Here is a 19,266-nt window from a genome sequence, read left to right on the forward strand (position 1 = left end):
GGGAGAGAACGATGAGCTACGCCAATTTCACCCTCGACATCGACGCCGATGGCATCGCGCTGGTCACCTGGAACAGCCCGGACCGCTCGATGAACGTCTTCACCGAAGAGGTGATGCGCGAGTTGAACGCCATCGTGGACAAGGTGGCCGGCGATGCCGCCATCAAAGGCGCGGTGATCACCTCCGGCAAGGACACTTTCTCCGGTGGCGCCGACATCACCTTGCTGCAGAGGATGCTGACCAGCTTCGCCACTGACAAGGTCAGCGAGAAGGCGACCAGGGCGCTGTTCGACAATGCCGGCATCATGACCGGCCTGTTCCGCAAGCTGGAAACCTGCGGCAAGCCATGGGTCTCGGCGATCAACGGCACATGCATGGGCGGCGCCTTCGAAATGTCGCTCGCCTGCCATGGCCGCGTCGCCGCCGACTCCGACAAGGTCAAGATGGCGCTCCCCGAGGTCAAGATCGGCATCTTCCCCGGTGCCGGCGGCACCCAGCGCGTGCCGCGGCTGACCGACCAGCAACAGGCGTTGCAGATGCTGACCTCCGGCCAGACCCTGTCGCCGCAGAAGGCGAAGGCGATGGGCCTGATCCACGAGATCGCCGAACCGGCGAAGCTGATCGAGACCGCGAAGGCGATGATCAGGAACGGCCTCAAGCCGGTGGCGCCGTGGGACGAGAAGGGTTTCAAGCTGCCCGGCGGGCCGATCTATTCGGCGGCCGGCGCCAATCTGTGGCCGCCGGCCATCGCCATCCTGCGCCGCGAGACCCATGGCAATTACCCGGCCGCCGCCGCGATCCTGAAATGCGTCTATGAGGGCCTGCTGGTGCCCTTCGACACCGCGCTCAGGATCGAGCAGCGCTATTTCACCGAGATCATGCAGAGCAAGGAGGCGGCGGCGATGATCCGCTCGCTGTTCGTGTCGCTGCAGGAGCTGAACAAGGGCGCGCGCCGCCCGGCCGGCGTGCCGGACACCAGGTTCAAGAAGATCGGTATCCTCGGCGCCGGCTTCATGGGCGCGGGCATCGCCTATGTCACCGCCAAGGCCGGCATTCCGGTGGTGCTGCTCGACCGGGATATGGAGGCGGCCGCAAAGGGCAAGGCGCATTCCGACAGCCTGATCTCGGATCAGGTCAAGAAGGGTCGCGCCAGGCCCGAGGAGAAGGACAAGCTCCTGTCGCTGATCACGCCGACGGCAGACTATGCAGACCTCGCCGGCTGCGATCTCGTGGTGGAAGCCGTGTTCGAGGATTCCGCCGTCAAGAAGAACGCCACCGAACAGGCGGAGGCCGTGCTGAAGTCGTCGGCGATCTTTGCCTCCAACACCTCGACCATTCCGATCACCGGCCTGGCCAAGAATTCGGCGCGGCCGAAGAATTTCATCGGCATCCACTTCTTCTCACCGGTCGACAAGATGATGCTGGTCGAGATCATCCTCGGCAAGAAGACCGGCGACAAGGCGCTGGCGACCGCGATCGACTTCGTGCGCGCCATCAAGAAGACGCCGATCGTCGTCAACGACACGCGCGGCTTCTATGTCAACCGCTGCGTGCTGCGCTACATGTCGGAAGCCTACAAGATGCTGATCGAAGGCGTGCCCGCGCCGATGATCGAGAATGCAGCGAAGGCCGCCGGCATGCCGGTCGGTCCCTTGGCGCTGACCGACGAGACGGCCATCGACCTCGCCCAGAAGATCATGAAGCAGACCATCAGGGATCTCGGCGACAAGGCCGTCGACCCCAGGCAGATGGCGCTGATCAACACCATGGTCGACGACCACGGCCGCTTCGGCCGCAAGAACGGCAAGGGTTTTTACGACTATCCAGCCAAGCCCGCGAAGAAGAAGCTGTGGCCGGGGTTGAAGGACCTCTATCCGCAGCTCGCGGCCGAGAAGGTCGACTATGAGGAGCTGCAGCAGCGCCTGCTGGTCACCATCGCGCTCGAAGCGGCGCGGGTGATGGAAGAGGGTATCGTCACCGACCCGCGCGAGGCCGATGTCGGCTCGATCCTTGCCTTCGGCTTCGCACCCTATACCGGTGGCGCGCTGTCCTACATTGACGGGATCGGCACCAAGCAATTCCTCAAGATCGCCAAGGGCCTGCAGAAGAAGTATGGCGCCGAGTTCAAGGCGCCCAAGCTGCTCATCGACATGGCCGAGAAAGGTAAGACCTTCTACGAACGCTTTGATCCCCATGCGAAGGGCGATGTGAAGCAGGCAGCCTGACATAGCGTCATGTACGTCTGGGCGCGCATGGCGCGCATGCTGGCCACGGCGCGCAGGCGTGGTCCCTATCTCATGGGCGGCGAAGGCCGGCTGGCCTTTCGCTGCCTGCCGACCGACATCGACTTCAACATCCATCTCAACAATGCGCGTTACATGATGCTGGCCGACCTTGGCCGCATCGATCTGTTTGTCCGTGCCGGCCTCATCACGCTGGCGAGGAAGAATGGCTGGGCGCCGATGATGGGCGGGTTGCAGGCCGTCTACGCCCGCGAGATACGGCTGTGGCGCCGCTTCGAAGTGGTGTCCTCGATCGAGACTTGGGAAGGCACCCAGGTCATCGGCAAGCACCGCTTCGTCCTCGACAATGGCGAGACGGCCGCCCTGATCCTGACGACGGCCGGCGTCTATGACCGCAAGGCGCGCCGCTTCCTCGACATTGACGAGGTTGTCGCCGCACTTGGCCGTGCGGTGAACCCGCGGCCACCGACAGAGGCGGAACGGATTTTCATGACGTCGCACCAGGGACTGCGCGGCCTGGCCAAATCGTCCGGCTGATCAACCCGTCGGCGGGCAGGGTTCGATCGACTTTCCCAAGCCAGGCGCGGATGGTACATTAGGTATCGCTAACGTGGAGTTGGCGGAGGATTAATCATCATGCGTATGATGCTGAGAGTTTCCATCCCGGCCGAGGAAGGCAACAAGGCGATCAAGGACGGCAGCATGGGCAAGTTCATCGAGCACACCCTGTCCGATCTCAAGCCGGAGGCTGCTTATTTTACCGCTGACGGTGGTTGGCGGACGGCCTACCTTTTCCTAGAGGTAAAGGACAGTTCGGATATGCCCTATGTCGCCGAGCGGTTCTTCTTCGCCTTCAATGCCACCGTCGATTTGATCCCGGTGATGAACGTCGACGAGCTCAAGAAGGGTTTGCCGAGGGCGATGGCGGCATTGGCCGGATAGCGGCTTCGGCCATGACACTGTGCCGTCGTTGCGGCACACAGCTTTGTTCGTGATCCACCGGCCGCGCTGGTGGACAACGCAGCGGTTGCGCGTTAGACAGGAAGAGGCATTTTTTCCTGTTTCGAAGGAGAGCACGTCATGCTCTCGCACGACCGCGTCTGGGCTGCCATCGATGCTCTTGCCGAGCGCTATTCGCTTTCGGCTTCGGGTCTGGCAAGGCGCGCGGGACTTGATTCGACCGCCTTCAACAAATCGAAACGCCTCTCGTCCGACGGCCGGCCGCGCTGGCCTTCGACCGAATCGCTGGCCAAGATCATCGAGGCCACGGGCGCTTCGCTGGACGAATTCACGGGACTGATCGAAGGCCGGGGCGCATCGCCCGCCAGCCGGCGCGCCGTGCCGTTGCTCGGCTTTGCCCAGGCAGGCGCCGGCGGCTTCTTCGACGATGCCGGCTTTCCCGCCGGGCAGGGCTGGGATCTCGTCGAATTGCCTGCGCAATCGACCGAGAATTCCTATGCGCTGCAGGTGCAAGGGGATTCCATGCTGCCGCTCTACCGCAACGGTGACGTGCTCATCGTCGAGCCGGGCGCCGCCACCCGCAAGGGCGATCGCGTCGTCGTCAAGACCACATCAGGCGAGGTGATGGCCAAGGTGCTCGAACGCCAGACCGTCAAGTCGATCGAGCTGGTCTCGCTCAATCCGGAGCATCCGGATCGCGACATCCCCATGCGCGAGGTCGAATGGGTGGCGCGGATCGTCTGGGCAAGCCAATAGGTGCAGCGGGTGCGACTTCCTCATCTTGTCCTGGCGGTTCTGATGGTTCCGGTAATGGCGGCGCTGGTCGTTGCCGGCGGACGCACGCTGAAAGGCAGCGCAAGCACTGTTGCGGTGGATCAGATCGATCCCGGCGCCGATACGATCCCGCGGGCTGACACCGGGACGGTACCAGAAGAACCTGCCACCTCAGCCATACCTGCTCCGCAGCCGCCAAAACCGGCGGCGCATTCGCGGGCGATCGATCCGCAGGTCGTCGCGCCGCCGGAACTGCCCGCCGGAGAGCTCGAGCGGGTCGAGCCGCGCGAGCCGTTGAGCAAGCTGGCGCTCGCCGTGCCGCCCGAGCCGAAGATGCCCGACGACTGGAACGGCACAAAGCTGTTCCAGCCGGTCGCCCCGGCCGCCGGCCTGATCGAGGCGAAAGGCTATTCGGTCGCCGTTTCCGGCATCGATGTCGTCGGGCAGGACGAGACCTGCACCACCGATGGCAAATCCTGGCCGTGCGGTGTCCGTGCCCGCACGGCGTTCCGGGCCTTCCTGCGCGGTCGCGCCGTGGTCTGCACGGTGCCGCCGGAAGGTGGTCGCGACCGGATCGCGGCGGAGTGCCGGATCGGCAAGCAGGATGTCGGTCAATGGCTGGTCGAAAACGGCTGGGCGCGCGCCGCCAAGGGCGGGCCCTATGTGGAAGCGGGTGACAAAGCACAAAGCGCGAAGAAAGGCATTTTCGGATCGGCGCCGAACCTTGCCGGCATCTCAGCGGCGCCGGGCGCACCCGCCCCGGCGCCTCAGGCGCCGGGTTCGATCCTGGAAGAGGACCACGGCGTCCTCAAGCCAGCTGACCAGCCAACGCCTTCTGAATGAGCGAGCGGGTCTCGGTGACGCCATAGAGGGCGGCGAAGGATCCGAAGCGTGGGCCGCGTTCCTGGCCGATCAGCACCTGATAGATCATCTGGAAGAAGGCGCCTGAAACGCCGGGGCCGCCTTCCGGGCTCTGCTTGGAATGATCCTGGTAGCGTTCGATCTTGCGCGCCACGTTGAGCGAAGCGTTCTGGATCGCCTCGCCGCTGGCGCCCGCCGGCAAGTCGCCAAGAGCCTTTTCGAGAGCCAGCAGCGCTTCGCGCTCGACCTCGTCGGCCGGTCGAAAGGTCTTCGTCGGCTTCACGAAATCGTCGAAATAGCGGATCGCATAGCCCGTCAGCCGGTCGAGCTCGGGATGGGTGGCAGGCGTCACGCCCTGCACGTGGCGCGAGATGAAGCCCCACAGCACATCCTTGTTCTGCGCATTGGAGGCGCTGACCAGGTTGAGCAGCAACGAGAAGGGCACCGGCATGTCGATGGCGGGCGGATTGCCGTCATGCATATGCCAGACCGGGTTGCCCAGCCGCTCCTTCCAGTCCTGACGCGAGTATGCGGCGAGGAAGGTGTAATATTCGTCCACGGCCCGCGGGATGACGTCGAAATAGAGCTTCTTGGCCTGCCGCGGCCGCTGGTACATGTAGAGCCCCAGGCTCTCGGTCGGCGCATAGGTCAGCCATTCGTCGATCGTCAGGCCATTGCCCTTCGACTTGGAGATCTTCTGGCCGTTCTCGTCGAGGAACAGCTCGTAGACGAAATGCTCCGGCGCCCGCCCGCCCAGGATGTTGCAGATGCGGTCATAGACCACCGCATTGGTCTGGTGATCCTTGCCGAACATCTCGAAGTCGACGCCGAGGGCCGCCCAGCGCATGCCGAAATCCGGCTTCCACTGCAGCTTCACCCTGCCGCCGGTGACCGGCAGCGTGGTTTCGGTGCCTTCATCGTCGAAGGTGATGGTGCCGGCCTTGGCGTCCACATGCTTCATGGGAACGTAGAGCACGCGCCCGCTCTTCGGCGAGATGGGCAGGAAGGGGCTGTAGGTCGCCTGCCGCTCCGGCCCAAGCGTCGGCAGCATGACCGCCATGATCTGGTCGTAGCGTTCGGCGGCGCGCAACAGCATCGCATCGAAACGGCCGGCCTTGTAGTACTGCGTCGCGCTGGCGAATTCGTAGTCGAAGCCGAACGTGTCGAGGAAGCGGCAGAGCATCGCATTGTTGTGGTCGGCGAAGCTCGCATAGTCGCCGTCAAACGGATTGGGCACCGACGACAGCGGCTTGTGCAGATACGGCTCGAGCGCTGCGCGATCCGGCACGCTGTCGGGTATCTTGCGCATGCCGTCCATGTCGTCCGAAAAACACAGCAGCTTGGTCGCGACCTTGTCCTGCGTCAGCACGCGGAACGCATGACGCACCATCGATGTGCGCGCCACTTCGCCGAACGTGCCGATATGCGGCAGGCCCGACGGCCCATAGCCGGTTTCGAACAGGATCGATTCTGGAAAGTCGGCGCCCTTGTAGCGTTCGATGATCTTTTTGGCTTCCTCGAACGGCCATGCCTTGCTCTCGACCGCGGCCGTCAGCAGTTCGGGATTGAGATCGATGATGTTTGATCCCGCCATGGTCCTATTTTCCAAAATTATTCGCCGCTCTGGCTGCAAGTGTCGATTTTCAACCGGTCTCTAGGCGCGCGTGGCCGGAGCGTCAACGCGTGGGGCGCTTTTTCCTTGCGGCCTCGGGCTCACCTTCCTACCTTCGGAACCCGTTCAAGGAGTAAAGAATGCCGTCGCCCACCCCTCACGAAGCCCTGATCTATCTTATGGTCATCACTTCGGCCTCCGACCGGGACATGACCGACGTCGAACTGGCCAGGATCGGCGATGTCGTCCGCTCGTGGCCGGTGTTCGAGGATTTCAGGCAGGACCGGCTGGTTGCCGTGGCCCAAGCCTGCCAGAAGATGCTGCATGAGAAGGATGGGCTGGAAGGTGTCCTGACCCAGGTTGCGGAGGCGCTGCCGGAGCGGTTGCGCGACACTGCCTACGCAGCCGCCTTCGAGGTCGCCGCCGTCGATCTGGAGATGCGGCTGGAAGAGGTGCGCGTGCTGCAGCTGATCCGTCGTCAGCTCGATCTCGACACGTTGACCGTCGCTGCGATCGGCCGTGCGGCGAAGGCAAGGCTTCGCACGCTCACCTGACATCGGTCTGAACAAGGACTGTTGGGGTTCAAGTCACCTGAACATCGGCTGTGCTTAGAAGAAACTGACGGACCGGATCAGAAGAAACTGACCGGGAAATAGCGCAGGTAGAATTCGGCGAAGGTGCCTTTCATCGAAATCTCCTGCAGCGCGTAATCGAGCGCCGCGGCCAGCGCCGGATTGTCCGCTCGCGTGGCAATGGCCATGCCGGTGCCCAGATATTCGGGCGCCAGGTAGGGGCCGCCGGCAAAGCGGCAGCAGCCGGCGGCATCGGAGCCGCCCAGCCAGAAGGCGAATCGCATGCCATCGCCGAAGGCAGCGTCGATCTTGCCGGCCTTGAGGTCGCCGTAGAGGGCTTCCGGTCTGTCGAAGGGGACGACCTGGACCGTGCCGAAATAGTCACGCAGCATGCGTTCATGCGCCGAGCCTGATATCACGCCGACGCGCTTGCCGTGTAACTTGTCGAAGATCGGTTCCGCCAGCGCCTTGTTCTTCGGCATAATGAAGCGCGCCGGGAATTGCAGGTAGGCGCGCGAGAAGGCGTATGTCTGTCGTGACTGTGGCGTTGCGGCAATGCCGGCGATGATCGCCTCGCCCTCGCCTTTCTCGAGCGCGCCTTGAAGCTCCGCCCAGGGCAAGGCCTGGATCTGGCACCTGTCGACGATATCGAGTTCCGCGCAGATGGCCCGCGCCAGGTCGATGTGGAAACCGGACAGCTTTCCCGAACCATCGAGGAAATTGAAGGGCGGAAAATCCGTGGTCGTCAGGAACCGCAGCCGCGGCAGTGCCGAAAGGTCCGGCTTGGGCAGCCGCTCCTTGGCGTCCCAGAGCACCGGTACCTGCGGCTCCGCCGCGCGCGCTCCGGGAACCAAAACCAGTGCCGCGATGAGCGCCGCTGCCAGGACCTGGAACCTCCATTGGAACGCCACGATAGAACTCCCCGCACCGTGCTCGTGCCGGTTTTGGTATGAAAATGGTACAGGCACAATGCTTTTTGATTTCAACGCTTCGATTTCGGGATATGATTTGGTGGGTTTGCAAACAGCGGTGGCTGCCCTGGTGGGGGTACCAGGGTCGAGAACCACAACCGGAAGGGGGCGCTTTGCAATTCCTGGTCGGTGGCGAAGCGCCGGCATGGCGTGGACCATGGGCTTCAATGCATAAGGCAACATGGGGTTGATGTTGCGATGAGTCAGTTCGATCGGACGCTGGAATACATAGACCAGCTGCAGCACGCCGCAACGGCGGCCGCGGTATGCGAGAAACTGTTAGGCGTAACATCGGAGTTCGGCCTGACCGCGCTGATGGCCGGAACCGTTCCGCGGCCGGGCACGCCGACGGGGCAGCAAAAGCAGCATGTGCTGCTTTGCGACTGGCCGGTCGAATGGCTCGAGCGCTATGTGACGCGCAACTATGTCGATCACGATCCCGTCGTCAGTCACATGAAACAGCTGCAGGCGCCGTTCCAGTGGCGGGAAGCCGCCCAGGGCGTTCGCATCGACAAGAGCAGTGGCGAAGTAATGGGCGACGCCGGCGCCTTCAAGCTGCGCGACGGGCTGGCCTTCCCGCTGATCACGCTCGATGGCGAAATCGTCATGGTGTCGCTGGGTGGCGAGGCCGTGGAACTGTCGGCGGCCGAATTCGGCCTGGTCTCGCTGGTCTCGACCTATGCCATTGGCCGCGCCATGCAGCTTCACACCATGGCGGCCACGACCATCGATCACATCGAACTGACGCCGCGCGAACGCGAGTGCCTGCAATGGGCCGCGGTCGGCAAGTCCGAATGGGAGATCTCGCAAATCCTCGGGATCTCCGAACACACGTCGGAGAAACATCTTCTTAACGCCAAAAGCAAACTCGGTGCCGTCAACCGGGTGCAGGCAGTCGCCGAGGCGATAAGGCGCGGATACATTAGCTAGGTCGGCCGTGCAGGCCTAGAACTTCTTGCCTACGTGATCACGCAATTTTCGCATCGAAGCACGGCCGTATCTTCCCCTGAAACACAGGAGACTACGGAATGCTTTTTTGTCTTTCGACCAAGGAATTGATGGAACGCCCCGACCTCTGGGAGGCCGTCCATCGGCTGCGCTACCGGATATTCGTCGAGGAAATGGGATGGGAGGACCTGCGGCGCCCCGACGGTTTTGAGGTCGACCAGTTCGATCATGACGAGGCGGTGCATCAGATCGTCATCAGGGGCGATGAAGTCGCGGGCTATCAGAGGATGTTGCCGACCACACGGCCGCATCTGCTGACCGAGGTGTTGACCGATCTCTCCGAAGGAACGCCGCCGGCGGGCCCCAACATCTGGGAGTTGACCCGCTATGCGGTGGCTCCGGGTTTTCGCGATGGCCGGCGCGGCGTCTCGACGGTCGGCACGGAATTGATAGCCGGTTTCGTCGAGTGGGGTCTCAAGCGCGGCGTCGACAAGGTCATCATCGAGTTCGAGCCGATGTGGGTGCTGCGCGCATTGCAACTGCACTTCCTGGCGACGCCGCTGGGCTATCAGCGCACCTATGGCAACCAGCAGGTCGTGGCGACGCTGCTCACCTTCAACGAGCACACGCTGGACGTGGTGCGTTCGCGCCGCAATCACCATGCACCCGTCCTGGCCAGGGGATATCCCGACATGCTCGGCCAAAGGAGGGCGTCATGAACGCGCACCCACAACCCGAACTGCGCAACCATGCGCTGATCGTCACCGTGTCGTCGAATGACGGCCGGCCGGTGCTCGACAGGAGGGCCTATGAGAGCCTTGCCAGGACGTTTCAGGAAGCCGCCGAGAACGAAGAGGTGCGGGTCGTCGTGCTGCGCGGCCTGGCGGGCTGCTTCTGTCTTGGCGGCGACTTTTCCGAATTCCTGGACGCCACCAAGCATCAGAAGCTGATCGCCGCCGTCACCGACATGTTCCGCATGCTGGCAACGTTTCCAAAGCCCATCCTGGCCTGTGTCGACGGCGATGCCGTCGGCGTCGGCTGCACCATCCTGTTCCATTGCGACATGGTGATCGCGTCAGAAAAAAGCACGTTCCGGGTGCCGTTCGTCGATTTCGGCCTGGTGCCCGACGCGGCGACCAGCATCCTGGCGCCGCAGAAGCTCGGCTATGCCGGTGCCTTCCGCTTCTTCTGCCTCGGCGACACGCTTCGTGCCGAAGATGCCAGGGCGCTCGGCCTAGTCGCCGAGATCGTCCCGGAAGGCAGCGTCGAGGAGGCGACGCTCGGCCGGGCCAGGCAGCTCGCCAAGAAGCCGGTTGCGGCGTTGTTGCAGACGCGCGGCCTGCTCAAGGGCAACACCACCGCGCTTTGCGAGCGCATCGATGAGGAGATATCGCTGTTCCAGCAGGCGCTGCAGGACGACGCCACGCTGCGACGGTTGCAGCGGATCGCACGCCTGGCGGCCTAATGCATGTCGCCCGGAAGTGTCCTCGGTTCCGGGATAACGACATGCATAAGTCAGAAGCTTACAGCAGGTCGGGCGAATCCCATTCGCCGCGACATGCTGTAGAGCCGGATCAAGGGCCCTCATCAATTGCGCCGCGCCGCCTTTGGCTGCGCGGCGCCAAAAAAAGCGTCAGTCCTGCTTACCCAGGAATGACGGCCCTTCGCCGATGATCTTCCTGTCTTCCTTGCCGATGATATCGAGATCGCGTCCCTCATAGGGCAGCGACAGGAGGATGCGACGCATCACTGCCAGCCGCGCGCGGCGCTTGTCGTTGGCCCGCACGATGATCCATGGCGCGAACTCCTTGTGGGTGCGCTCGAACATACTGTCGCGCGCCTTGGTGTAGTCGTCCCACTTGGTGATGCCGGCAATGTCGATCGGCGAGAACTTCCAGCTCTTGAGGGGGCTGTAGCGGCGATCGTGAAAGCGCTCGAGCTGCGTCTCCTGGCCGATGTTCAGCCAGAATTTGAAGAAATGGATGCCGTCATTGACGATCATTCGTTCGAAATGCGGCGTCTCGTCGAGAAACTTCTGGTGCTGTTCTGGGGTGCAAAAACCCATCACCGGCTCGACGCCGGCGCGGTTGTACCATGAGCGGTCGAAGGTGACGAATTCGCCCGACGTCGGGAAATGGTCGGTATAGCGCTGATAATACCATTGCCCCAGCTCCGTCGGGGTTGGCTTGGTCAGCGCGACGTTGCGCGCCGTGCGCGGGTTGAGGTACTGGCGCAGCACGAAGATCGTGCCGCCCTTGCCGGCGGCGTCACGCCCCTCAAACAGCGCCATCGCCCGCTTGCCGGTCGCCTGCAGCCATGCTTGCGCTTTGACCAGCTCGATCTGCAACTGCTCGAGCGTATCGTCGTACTCCTCGGCTTTCATCTTCTTGTCGTAGGGATACCCGCCCGCGGTCAGCTTGTTCTCCTCGACCCAGTCCGGAAGCTCGGGATTCTCGATATCGAACTCCCGTTCCTTGCCGCCGATCCGGATTTTCAGCGGACCTGAAGTTGGCGAGGCGGAATTTTCCTTGGCCTTATTCATGCAGACGAACCCTTTTAAGTGTCTGGACTCATGCTATTGGGAGCCACTACAGCGCCGCGCGTCCATTTGGGCGCGCAAAGGACGCTGTAGCACTTTTGATTTGCGGTCCAGCGGAAGTTTTCGCCGCCGTGTGACCGGTGGAGGCTGGGCGCGCGAATGACTGACCTGGGCGCAGAGCAGAAAGGCATGGGGCAAGCGATCGCCGCCCGGCTGTGGACCAGCCGCTGGCTGCTCGCGGCCGGTGTCGTGGCGGTCCTGATCGCCTATGGCTTCGCGGGTATTTCCGCCTACGTGCTGGTACCGGCACTGCTCCTGCTGCTGACGGCGGCACTATTGCCGGTTACAGCTGCGCGCCATTCCGCCGAGAGCGCCGGGGCAATCGAAGCGATGGGCTTGCAGCGCCTGTCCGGCGAATATCTCGCGGCCGCCGTCGCCGATCCGCTCATCATCTTCGACCAGGCCGCCACCATCGTCCACGCCAACGCCGCCGCTTTTGCCGCCTTTGGAGGCATCGCGCCCGGCATATCGCTGCCGCTGAAATTCCGGGCGCCGGAAATGCAGGCGCTGCTGGACAGTGTTCTGTCGGGCACCGTTGCCTCGGATGTTGTCGACTATACCGAGAAACTTCCCGTCGAACGGGCCTACCGGGTCAGCGCGTCCTCGGTCGGGCATGGCACCGACCTCTATGTGCTGGTCTTCAAGGACCAGAGCGAGGCACGGCGCATAGACCGCATGCGCGCCGACTTCATCGCCAATGCCAGTCACGAGTTGCGCACCCCGCTGGCCTCGATCGCTGGCTTCATCGAAACGCTGCGCGGACCGGCCCGCAACGATCCGGCGGCGCGCGAGCAGTTCCTCCAGATCATGCAGAACCAGACCGGCCGCATGGCGCGACTGATCGATGATCTCCTGTCGCTGTCGCGGCTGGAGATGAAGCCCTATCTGAAGCCGGGAACCGAAGTCGATCTGCGCCAGACCGTCGACAGCGTCATCGATTCGCTCGGACCGCTTGCCCGAGAAAACAATGTCGCCATCGAACGCGATTTCGCCGAGGGGTCGCTCGATGTGCCGGGTGATCGCGACGAGTTGTTCCAGGTCTTCGAGAACCTTTTGGAAAATGCCTGCAAATACGGCCGGTCGGGCGGCCGCGTCGTGGTGTCGATCGCGCGTGGCGATGATGGTTCCGAACCAGGCATCGACGTGACGATCAGGGATTTTGGCCCCGGCATTCCCGAGGAGCATATCCCGCGCATCACCGAGCGCTTCTATCGCATCGATGTCGAGACCAGCCGGACCCAGAAAGGCACGGGACTTGGCTTGTCGATCGTCAAGCACATCCTGACGCGTCACAATGCCAGGCTGACGATCAAGTCCGAGGTCGGCAAGGGCGCCGCCTTCTCGGTCCATTTGCCGGCGCACTGATACTGCCCTAGTTTCCCACTGGACCGTTTCTTTTTTCTGTCATCCGGTTAGCGTATCAGCGGGGATTCGAGGAAACGACTCAAGATCAAGACACCCCGTGGGAAGGCATTTCGTCCATGCAGTCCGTTCACACAATGAGCGCCTTTGACGAGGAACTGAAATATCTCGCCAAGCGCATCGCAGCGATGGGCGGCCATGCCGAGCGCATGGTCGAGCAGGCGGTCGCCGCCTTGGTCAATGCCGATCCGGGATTGGCCCAGAAGGTCATTCGCGACGACATCGTGCTGGATGAGGGGCAGCGTGAGATCGACGACAAGGCGATCATCATCATCGCCAAGCGCCAGCCGATGGCGACGGACCTGCGCGAGATCGTCGGCGCCATCCGCATCTCGGCCGACCTCGAGCGGGTCGGCGACCTCGGAAAGAACGTTGCCAAACGGGTGGTCGCCGTCACCGACGGCCGTCAGCCGACCAGCCTTTTCCGCGGCCTGGAGGCGTTGGCCAACCTGGCGCTGACCCAGCTGAAGGAAGTCCTCGACGTCTATGCGTCGCGTTCGGTCGACAAGATCGGCTTCGTGCGCGACCGTGACGACCAGATCGATGCCATGTACACGTCGCTGTTTCGCGAATTGCTGACCTACATGATGGAAGATCCGCGCAACATCACGCCCTGTACGCATCTGCTGTTCTGCGCCAAGAACATCGAGCGTATCGGCGATCACGCCACCAACATCGCCGAGACCATCTACTACATCGTCACCGGCGACCAGATGCCGGCCGAGCGGCCGAAGAGCGACAAGACGGACAAGATCGGCCTCCCCGCGGCGCTGCCGGTGAAGTGAACGCACCTCCTCTCGAACGCTTGATCATATTGCGCTAAACTATCCCGAGATAAGCTTGCCGGTTCCCTAGGGAAGGCAACGCTTTCGGGAGGCCGCGATGGAATATGTCCGGGAATTCAAGCCCTCGCCGCTGACATCGGGCATCATCGCCTGTAGTGTCTACACCGCCGGGCACCGTATCGCCGATATTCCCATCGAGGAAGCCGGCGATTGGGCCAAGAAATCGGGACATGTCGTCTGGATCGGGCTGCTTGAACCCGACCGCGAACTTCTGTTGCGCGTCAAGGCGCAGTTTCATCTGCATGAGCTGGCGATCGAAGATGCCGAGCACCCCCACCAGCGGCCAAAGATCGAGCAATATGGCGATGCATTGTTCATCGTCGCTCGCACGGCGCAATTGATCGAAGGGCGCGTCACCTTCGGCGAGACACATCTGTTTGTCGGCTCAGGCTACATCGTCAGCGTCAGGCACGGTCCTTCCACATCTTATGCCGCCGTACGCCAGCACTGGGAAAGCTGCCCGCATTCGCTGGCCAAGGGCGAGGATTTCGTCCTCTATGCCATTCTCGACTTCATCGTCGACAACTACATGCCCGTGCTCGAGCAGATCGAGGACGAGGTCGAGGCGATCGAGGACAAGGTCCTGCTGAAGCCGATGACCGGCCCCGACATCGAACGCCTCTACATGCTGCGCCGCGACCTCCTGCGTCTGCGCAACGCGGCATTGCCCCTGGTGGAAGTCTGCCGCCGGCTGACCAGCGCCGACCTGCCACAGATCCATTCGGCCATGCACCCGCTGTTCCGCGACGTGACGGATCACATCCGTACCGTCCAGGAGAAGATCGACAGCCTGCGCGAGGTGCTGGCCTTCGCCTTCGAGGCCAGTCTTCTGGTCGGTCAAAGCCAGGAAACGGCGATCTCCAAGAAACTCGCCTCCTGGGCGGCCATCCTGGCGGTGCCAACCGCATTCGCGGGCATCTACGGCATGAACTTTACCGACATGCCGGAGCTGAAGATGGAATATGGCTACCCGATGGTGCTGGCCATGATCGCGCTGATCTGCTGCTTCCTGTATTGGCGGTTCAGGAAGAATGGGTGGCTGTAAAAGAGCGAATAGCGAATAGGGAGTAGCGATTAGGGGAAAAACCGCATTGCCCCCTCGCGGAAGCTCAATCACTGTCTATTCGCTATTCGCTATTCGCTATTCGCTATTCGCTATTCGCTATTCGCTATTCGCTATTCGCTATTCGCTCAGCGATTCCGCCGCCGCTCCGCCGCTGGCTGGAACGCCACGCGGGCATGGTATTTGCAGTAGGGACCGGTTTCAGCGGCTTCGTTGCCGCAGAAATTGAAGTCCTCCGAAAGCGGATCGCCGTTCGGCCATTTGCAGGTGCGCTCTGTCAGTTCGACGAGCTGCAGATGCCGTGAGATCGGCACCACGACGTTCTCGACCGGGCGGATGTAGTGCCGCGCCACGGGTTCGGCATCGAATTGCGTCTGAAGGGCCGTCGCGCCGATCGAAGTCGTGACATGGCGTGCCGTGCTCGCGGCGCGCGCCACCGACTTCTGGACGGTCGATCCCTGCGTCGCCTTCTTCTGGCGTGCCGGCGACGCCGTCGCGCGACCGCGGCCCGACAGTTTCAGCCGGTGCACCTTGCCGATGACCGCGTTGCGGCTGACCCCTCCAAGCTGCGCAGCAATCTGGCTTGCGCTCAGACCCTCCGACCACAGTTTTCTCAAGAGTTCTACCCGCTCGTCAGTCCAGTTCATGACCGCGCTCCTCATAAGCGTGCGGCAATCAGAATCCACTCCCGACCCAGCACAACTGCTGGGGCAGACACCACATATATCTGGTGATTAGGTCCGCCGCACGAAATCTAGTTATTTCTCGACTACAACTACTCTATGCGCTGACTCGGTGACAAGAGTCCCAAGTGCAACACGAATCGGTTTTTTCGGTTTTCCCCAACTTGCCCGGTCGCTCATGAGCCGGCGTTGCGTCAGGGGGCTTGCCGCGCGCCACTACGCGACGTTTTCGTTGACTTCATGGCCGAAAAACACGATAAGCCGCAGAAGGCCGCCGCTTTGGCGGCTTTTTTGATTTTCCGGTACCGGAGACGCATATAATGAGCGGTTCGGCGCTTTACGAGACCTTTGCTCGCGCACCCCTGGCCTTCGACCATGGGGAAGGCACTTGGCTGGTTACCGACAAGGGCGAGCGATATCTCGATTTCGCCGGCGGTATCGCGGTCAATTCGCTTGGCCACGGCCATCCGCATCTGGTCGCGGCCCTCACCGAACAGGCGGCGAAACTCTGGCACGTCTCCAATCTCTATGAAATCCCGGGGCAGAGCAGGCTTGGCGAGCGGCTGGCTGATGCCACCTTCGCCGACAAGGTGTTCTTCACCAATTCCGGCGCCGAGGCGCTGGAATGCGCGATCAAGACGGCGCGGCGCTACCATTTCGTCAAGGGCCATCCCGAGCGCTTCCGCGTCATCACCTTCGAAGGCGCCTTCCATGGCCGCACGCTGGCGACCATCGCGGCTGGCGGCCAGTACAAATACCTCGAAGGCTTCGGACCCAAGGTCGAAGGCTTCGACCAGGTCGGTTTCGACGACATCGACGCCGCTGAAAAGGCGATCACGCCGGAGACCGCCGCGATCCTGATCGAGCCGGTGCAAGGCGAGGGCGGTATCCGTCCGGTGCCGACACAGTCGCTGAAGCGGCTGCGGCAGCTCTGCGAACAGCACGGCCTGTTGTTGATCTATGACGAGGTCCAGTGCGGCATCGGCCGTACCGGCAAGCTGTTCGCGCATGAGTGGTCGGGTGTGACGCCCGACATCATGGCCATCGCCAAGGGCATTGGCGGCGGTTTCCCGATGGGCGCCTGCCTTGCCACCGACGAGGCCGCCGTCGGCATGACCGCCGGCGTGCACGGCACCACATTCGGCGGCAATCCGCTGGCAATGGCGGTCGGCAACGCCGTGCTCGACGTGGTGCTGGAAGATGGCTTTCTCGAGGATGTCCAGCGCAAGGCGCTGCTGATGAAGCAGGGGCTTGCGTCAATAGCTGACGAATTCCCCGAAATAGTCGAGGATATCAGGGGCACCGGGCTGATGCTCGGCCTCAAATGCGCGATGCCCAACGGCAAGGTGAACATGGCGCTGCGCGACCAGCATTTGCTGGCCGTTCCGGCCGGCGACAACGTCATCCGACTGCTGCCACCGCTCACCGTCATCGATGCCGAGATTCACGAAGCGCTCAATCGCATCCGCGCTGGCGCCAAGGGCCTGTCGGAGGCCATGGCCTCCGCCGCCGCGAAGTAATCCGGAACCATTCCTGATGTCAGTCCGCCATTTCACTGATCTTTCCACCGTTTCCGAAGGCGATTTGCGCTTCATGCTGGATGACGCGGTGACGCGAAAGGCGCGTCTCAAGGCCGGTGAACGGACCAAGCCGCTCGAAGGCAAGGTGCTCGCGATGATCTTCGACAAACCATCGACGCGCACGCGCGTTTCTTTCGACGTCGGCATGCGCCAGCTTGGCGGCGAGACCATCATGTTGACCGGCACCGAGATGCAGCTAGGCCGCTCCGAGACCATCGCCGATACCGCCAAGGTGCTGTCGCGCTACGTCGATGCGATCATGATCCGCACCACCTCGCATGAGCGGCTGCTGGAGCTGACCGAGAACGCCACCGTTCCGGTGATCAACGGCCTGACCGACGACACCCATCCCTGCCAGCTGATGGCCGACATCATGACTTTCGAGGAGCATCGCGGGCCGGTGGCTGGCAAGACGATCGCCTGGACCGGCGACGGCAACAATGTGCTGCACTCGCTGCTCGAGGCCTCGGCACGGTTCCGCTTCAACCTCAACGTCGCCGTGCCCGAAGGCAGCGAACCGGCGCAGAAGCATATCGACTGGTCCAAGGCGCATGGCGGCAAGCTGCATTTCACCCGCTCGCCCGAGGAAGCCGTCGACCAGGCCGACTGCATCGTCACCGACTGCTGGGTGTCGATGGGCCAGGAACACCGTGCTCGCGGCCACAATGTCTTCTCGCCCTATCAGGTCAACGCAGCGCTGATGGCCAGGGCAAAGCCCGATGCCCTGTTCATGCATTGCCTGCCGGCCCACCGCGGCGAGGAGGTGACCGACGAGGTCATTGACGGGCCGCATTCGGTGGTGTTCGACGAGGCCGAGAACCGGCTCCACGCCCAGAAGGCCGTACTCGCCTGGTGCCTCGGTGCTTGAAGTGTCTTGGGCGCCCGAAATGCCTGGGCGCCTGAAATGCCCAGGCGCTTGATCTACGGAGGCGCGATGCTTATCTGCGCCGCATCACGCAAATCAAGCGCGTTTGGACGCATGTGCCCACCAGGGCCCCATGGCCGCGCCCTGGAGCTTTGTCATGTTGGAAAGCCATCAAGTGACTGAACATCACCCCAAACTCGGCGAGTTCGGCTACGCCGGCGACGATCACGTCGTTCCCTTCGAAGTCGGTCCGCTCGACGTGCGTGGCCGCACGGTCCAGCTCGGGCCGATGCTCGACGCTATCCTTGGCCGCCACGACTATCCCGAGCCGGTCGCCCGCCTGCTGGCGGAAGCCTGTGTGCTGACGGTGCTGCTCGGCACCTCGCTCAAGTTCGAAGGCAAGTTCATCCTGCAGACCCGTACCGATGGGCCTGTCGACATGCTGGTCGCGGACTTTTCCACGCCCTCGGCGCTGCGCGCCTATGCGCGTTTCGACGCCGACCGGCTGGAGGCACTGATCGCGGCCGGCGAGACCTCGCAGCAAACGCTGCTTGGCAGCGGCGTGCTGGCACTGACCATCGACCAGGGCGCCCATACGCAGCGCTATCAGGGTATCGTCCAGCTCGACGGCGAGACGCTGGAAGAGGCGGCGCGCACCTATTTCCGCCAGTCGGAACAGATCCCGACCGACCTAAGGCTCTCGGTCGCCAAGCTGCTGACGCCCGGTGTCGGCGGTGCGCGCGAGCAGTGGCGCGCCGGCGGCATCCTGGCGCAGTTCCTGCCGCAATCGCCCGAGCGCATGCGCATTCCGGACCTGCCGGGTGGGGATGGCGATCCGCGCGAGGAGATCCATGATCCCACAGACAATTCCTGGCAGGAGTTGCTGGCCTTGCTCGGCACCATCGAGCCGACCGAATTGATCGACCCGACCATCGGCGCCGAGCGGCTGCTCTATCGCTTGTTCCACGAGCATGGCGTGCGCGTCTTCGGCGGCGTTCCCGTCGCCGATCAGTGCTCATGCTCCCGGGACAAGATCCGCGGCATCCTCGAAGGCTTCTCCGCGCAGGAGATCAAGGACAGCACCGAGGATGGCGGCATCCACGTCGCCTGCGAGTTCTGCTCGACGCGGTACGACTTCGATCCGGCGGAATTTGCGGCTCAGTGAGCTATCTTTCCTTCTCCCCGTTCACGGCAGGGCTATCGCATATGAGTGATGGCATTGATGAGATAGTCGTCATTCCAGGCGCATTTCTTGATGCGGTGGCTGA

At 62.8% G+C, this 19,266-nt stretch carries 19 protein-coding genes; 15 read left to right on the top strand and 4 right to left on the bottom strand.

Annotated features, from left to right (window positions below; genetic code table 11):
• The first annotated feature begins 11 nt into the window (after positions 1–11).
• From FJ434_RS06110 to FJ434_RS06130, 5 genes are all read left to right on the top strand, one after another.
• The gene (locus tag FJ434_RS06110; protein WP_140746600.1) at positions 12–2,225 is read left to right on the top strand and encodes a 3-hydroxyacyl-CoA dehydrogenase NAD-binding domain-containing protein; all 2,214 of its coding nucleotides are present in this window, start codon (positions 12–14) and stop codon (positions 2,223–2,225) included.
• A 9-nt stretch (positions 2,226–2,234) separates the two neighbouring features.
• Positions 2,235–2,780 (top strand): thioesterase family protein, encoded by a 546-nt coding sequence (locus FJ434_RS06115; RefSeq protein WP_140746603.1) that lies wholly within the window; start codon positions 2,235–2,237, stop codon positions 2,778–2,780.
• A 99-nt stretch (positions 2,781–2,879) separates the two neighbouring features.
• Positions 2,880–3,185, top strand: a complete 306-nt coding sequence (locus FJ434_RS06120) for a hypothetical protein (protein ID WP_140507581.1) — start codon at positions 2,880–2,882, stop codon at positions 3,183–3,185.
• 138 nt (positions 3,186–3,323) lie between these two features.
• Positions 3,324–3,959, top strand: a complete 636-nt coding sequence (locus tag FJ434_RS06125; RefSeq protein ID WP_140746606.1) for a helix-turn-helix transcriptional regulator — start codon at positions 3,324–3,326, stop codon at positions 3,957–3,959.
• A gap of 9 nt (positions 3,960–3,968) precedes the next feature.
• A complete protein-coding gene (locus FJ434_RS06130) occupies positions 3,969–4,820 on the top strand; it encodes a thermonuclease family protein (RefSeq protein WP_348640957.1) in 852 nt (283 codons plus the stop codon).
• Here the strand turns inward: FJ434_RS06130 and FJ434_RS06135 are convergent.
• Positions 4,786–6,432, bottom strand: a complete 1,647-nt coding sequence (locus tag FJ434_RS06135; RefSeq protein WP_140507577.1) for a lysine--tRNA ligase — start codon at positions 6,430–6,432, stop codon at positions 4,786–4,788. The genes FJ434_RS06130 and FJ434_RS06135 overlap by 35 nt on opposite strands.
• 158 nt (positions 6,433–6,590) lie before the next feature.
• Between FJ434_RS06135 and FJ434_RS06140 the strand changes: the two genes are divergently transcribed.
• Positions 6,591–7,004, top strand: a complete 414-nt coding sequence (locus tag FJ434_RS06140) for a tellurite resistance TerB family protein (RefSeq protein ID WP_027141975.1) — start codon at positions 6,591–6,593, stop codon at positions 7,002–7,004.
• A gap of 77 nt (positions 7,005–7,081) precedes the next feature.
• Here FJ434_RS06140 and FJ434_RS06145 read toward each other — a convergent pair whose 3' ends face one another.
• Complete coding sequence (locus FJ434_RS06145) at positions 7,082–7,906, bottom strand: transporter substrate-binding domain-containing protein (RefSeq protein ID WP_246673872.1); 825 nt, start codon at positions 7,904–7,906, stop codon at positions 7,082–7,084.
• 285 nt (positions 7,907–8,191) lie between these two features.
• Here FJ434_RS06145 and FJ434_RS06150 point away from each other — a divergent pair, with 285 nt between their 5' ends.
• The 3 genes from FJ434_RS06150 (at position 8,192) to FJ434_RS06160 (ending at position 10,406) form a co-directional block, all read left to right on the top strand.
• Positions 8,192–8,923 (top strand): LuxR family transcriptional regulator, encoded by a 732-nt coding sequence (locus tag FJ434_RS06150; protein ID WP_140716171.1) that lies wholly within the window; start codon positions 8,192–8,194, stop codon positions 8,921–8,923.
• Between the two features lie 98 nt (positions 8,924–9,021).
• On the top strand, positions 9,022–9,660 hold the full coding sequence (locus FJ434_RS06155; RefSeq protein ID WP_140507570.1) for an acyl-homoserine-lactone synthase: 639 nt from the start codon (positions 9,022–9,024) through the stop codon (positions 9,658–9,660).
• Positions 9,657–10,406, top strand: coding sequence for an enoyl-CoA hydratase-related protein (locus FJ434_RS06160; RefSeq protein WP_140716175.1), 750 nt, complete (start codon positions 9,657–9,659; stop codon positions 10,404–10,406). The genes FJ434_RS06155 and FJ434_RS06160 overlap by 4 nt, the downstream gene beginning before the upstream one ends.
• Before the next feature lie 168 nt (positions 10,407–10,574).
• On the opposite strand, the gene ppk2 is transcribed toward FJ434_RS06160, so the two are convergent.
• On the bottom strand, positions 10,575–11,483 hold the full coding sequence (gene ppk2 / locus FJ434_RS06165) for a polyphosphate kinase 2 (protein ID WP_140746612.1): 909 nt from the start codon (positions 11,481–11,483) through the stop codon (positions 10,575–10,577).
• 156 nt (positions 11,484–11,639) lie between these two features.
• Here ppk2 and FJ434_RS06170 point away from each other — a divergent pair, with 156 nt between their 5' ends.
• The 3 genes from FJ434_RS06170 to FJ434_RS06180 all read left to right on the top strand — a co-directional run bounded on the left by FJ434_RS06170 (position 11,640) and on the right by FJ434_RS06180 (position 14,852).
• A complete protein-coding gene (locus FJ434_RS06170) occupies positions 11,640–12,905 on the top strand; it encodes an ATP-binding protein (RefSeq protein ID WP_140746615.1) in 1,266 nt (421 codons plus the stop codon).
• A gap of 116 nt (positions 12,906–13,021) precedes the next feature.
• Positions 13,022–13,747 (top strand): phosphate signaling complex protein PhoU, encoded by a 726-nt coding sequence (gene phoU / locus FJ434_RS06175; RefSeq protein WP_140507564.1) that lies wholly within the window; start codon positions 13,022–13,024, stop codon positions 13,745–13,747.
• Positions 13,748–13,844: 97 nt separating this feature from the next.
• Positions 13,845–14,852 (top strand): magnesium and cobalt transport protein CorA, encoded by a 1,008-nt coding sequence (locus FJ434_RS06180; protein WP_140746618.1) that lies wholly within the window; start codon positions 13,845–13,847, stop codon positions 14,850–14,852.
• A gap of 146 nt (positions 14,853–14,998) precedes the next feature.
• On the opposite strand, the gene FJ434_RS06185 is transcribed toward FJ434_RS06180, so the two are convergent.
• Positions 14,999–15,517 carry a GcrA family cell cycle regulator gene (locus tag FJ434_RS06185; protein WP_140507560.1) on the bottom strand — a complete coding sequence of 173 codons (519 nt, stop codon included), beginning with the start codon at positions 15,515–15,517 and terminating at the stop codon, positions 14,999–15,001.
• A 356-nt stretch (positions 15,518–15,873) separates the two neighbouring features.
• On the opposite strand from FJ434_RS06185, the gene FJ434_RS06190 reads away from it, so the two are divergent.
• The 3 genes from FJ434_RS06190 (at position 15,874) to FJ434_RS06200 (ending at position 19,163) form a co-directional block, all read left to right on the top strand.
• Positions 15,874–17,073, top strand: a complete 1,200-nt coding sequence (locus FJ434_RS06190; RefSeq protein WP_140507558.1) for an aspartate aminotransferase family protein — start codon at positions 15,874–15,876, stop codon at positions 17,071–17,073.
• A 16-nt stretch (positions 17,074–17,089) separates the two neighbouring features.
• On the top strand, positions 17,090–18,001 hold the full coding sequence (gene argF, locus FJ434_RS06195; protein ID WP_140507557.1) for an ornithine carbamoyltransferase: 912 nt from the start codon (positions 17,090–17,092) through the stop codon (positions 17,999–18,001).
• Between the two features lie 130 nt (positions 18,002–18,131).
• Positions 18,132–19,163 carry an Hsp33 family molecular chaperone gene (locus tag FJ434_RS06200; RefSeq protein ID WP_140746621.1) on the top strand — a complete coding sequence of 344 codons (1,032 nt, stop codon included), beginning with the start codon at positions 18,132–18,134 and terminating at the stop codon, positions 19,161–19,163.
• Positions 19,164–19,266: the final 103 nt, after the last annotated feature.

It is taken from the genome of Mesorhizobium sp. B2-5-13, from assembly GCF_006440535.1.
Lineage (GTDB): Bacteria > Pseudomonadota > Alphaproteobacteria > Rhizobiales > Rhizobiaceae > Mesorhizobium > Mesorhizobium salmacidum.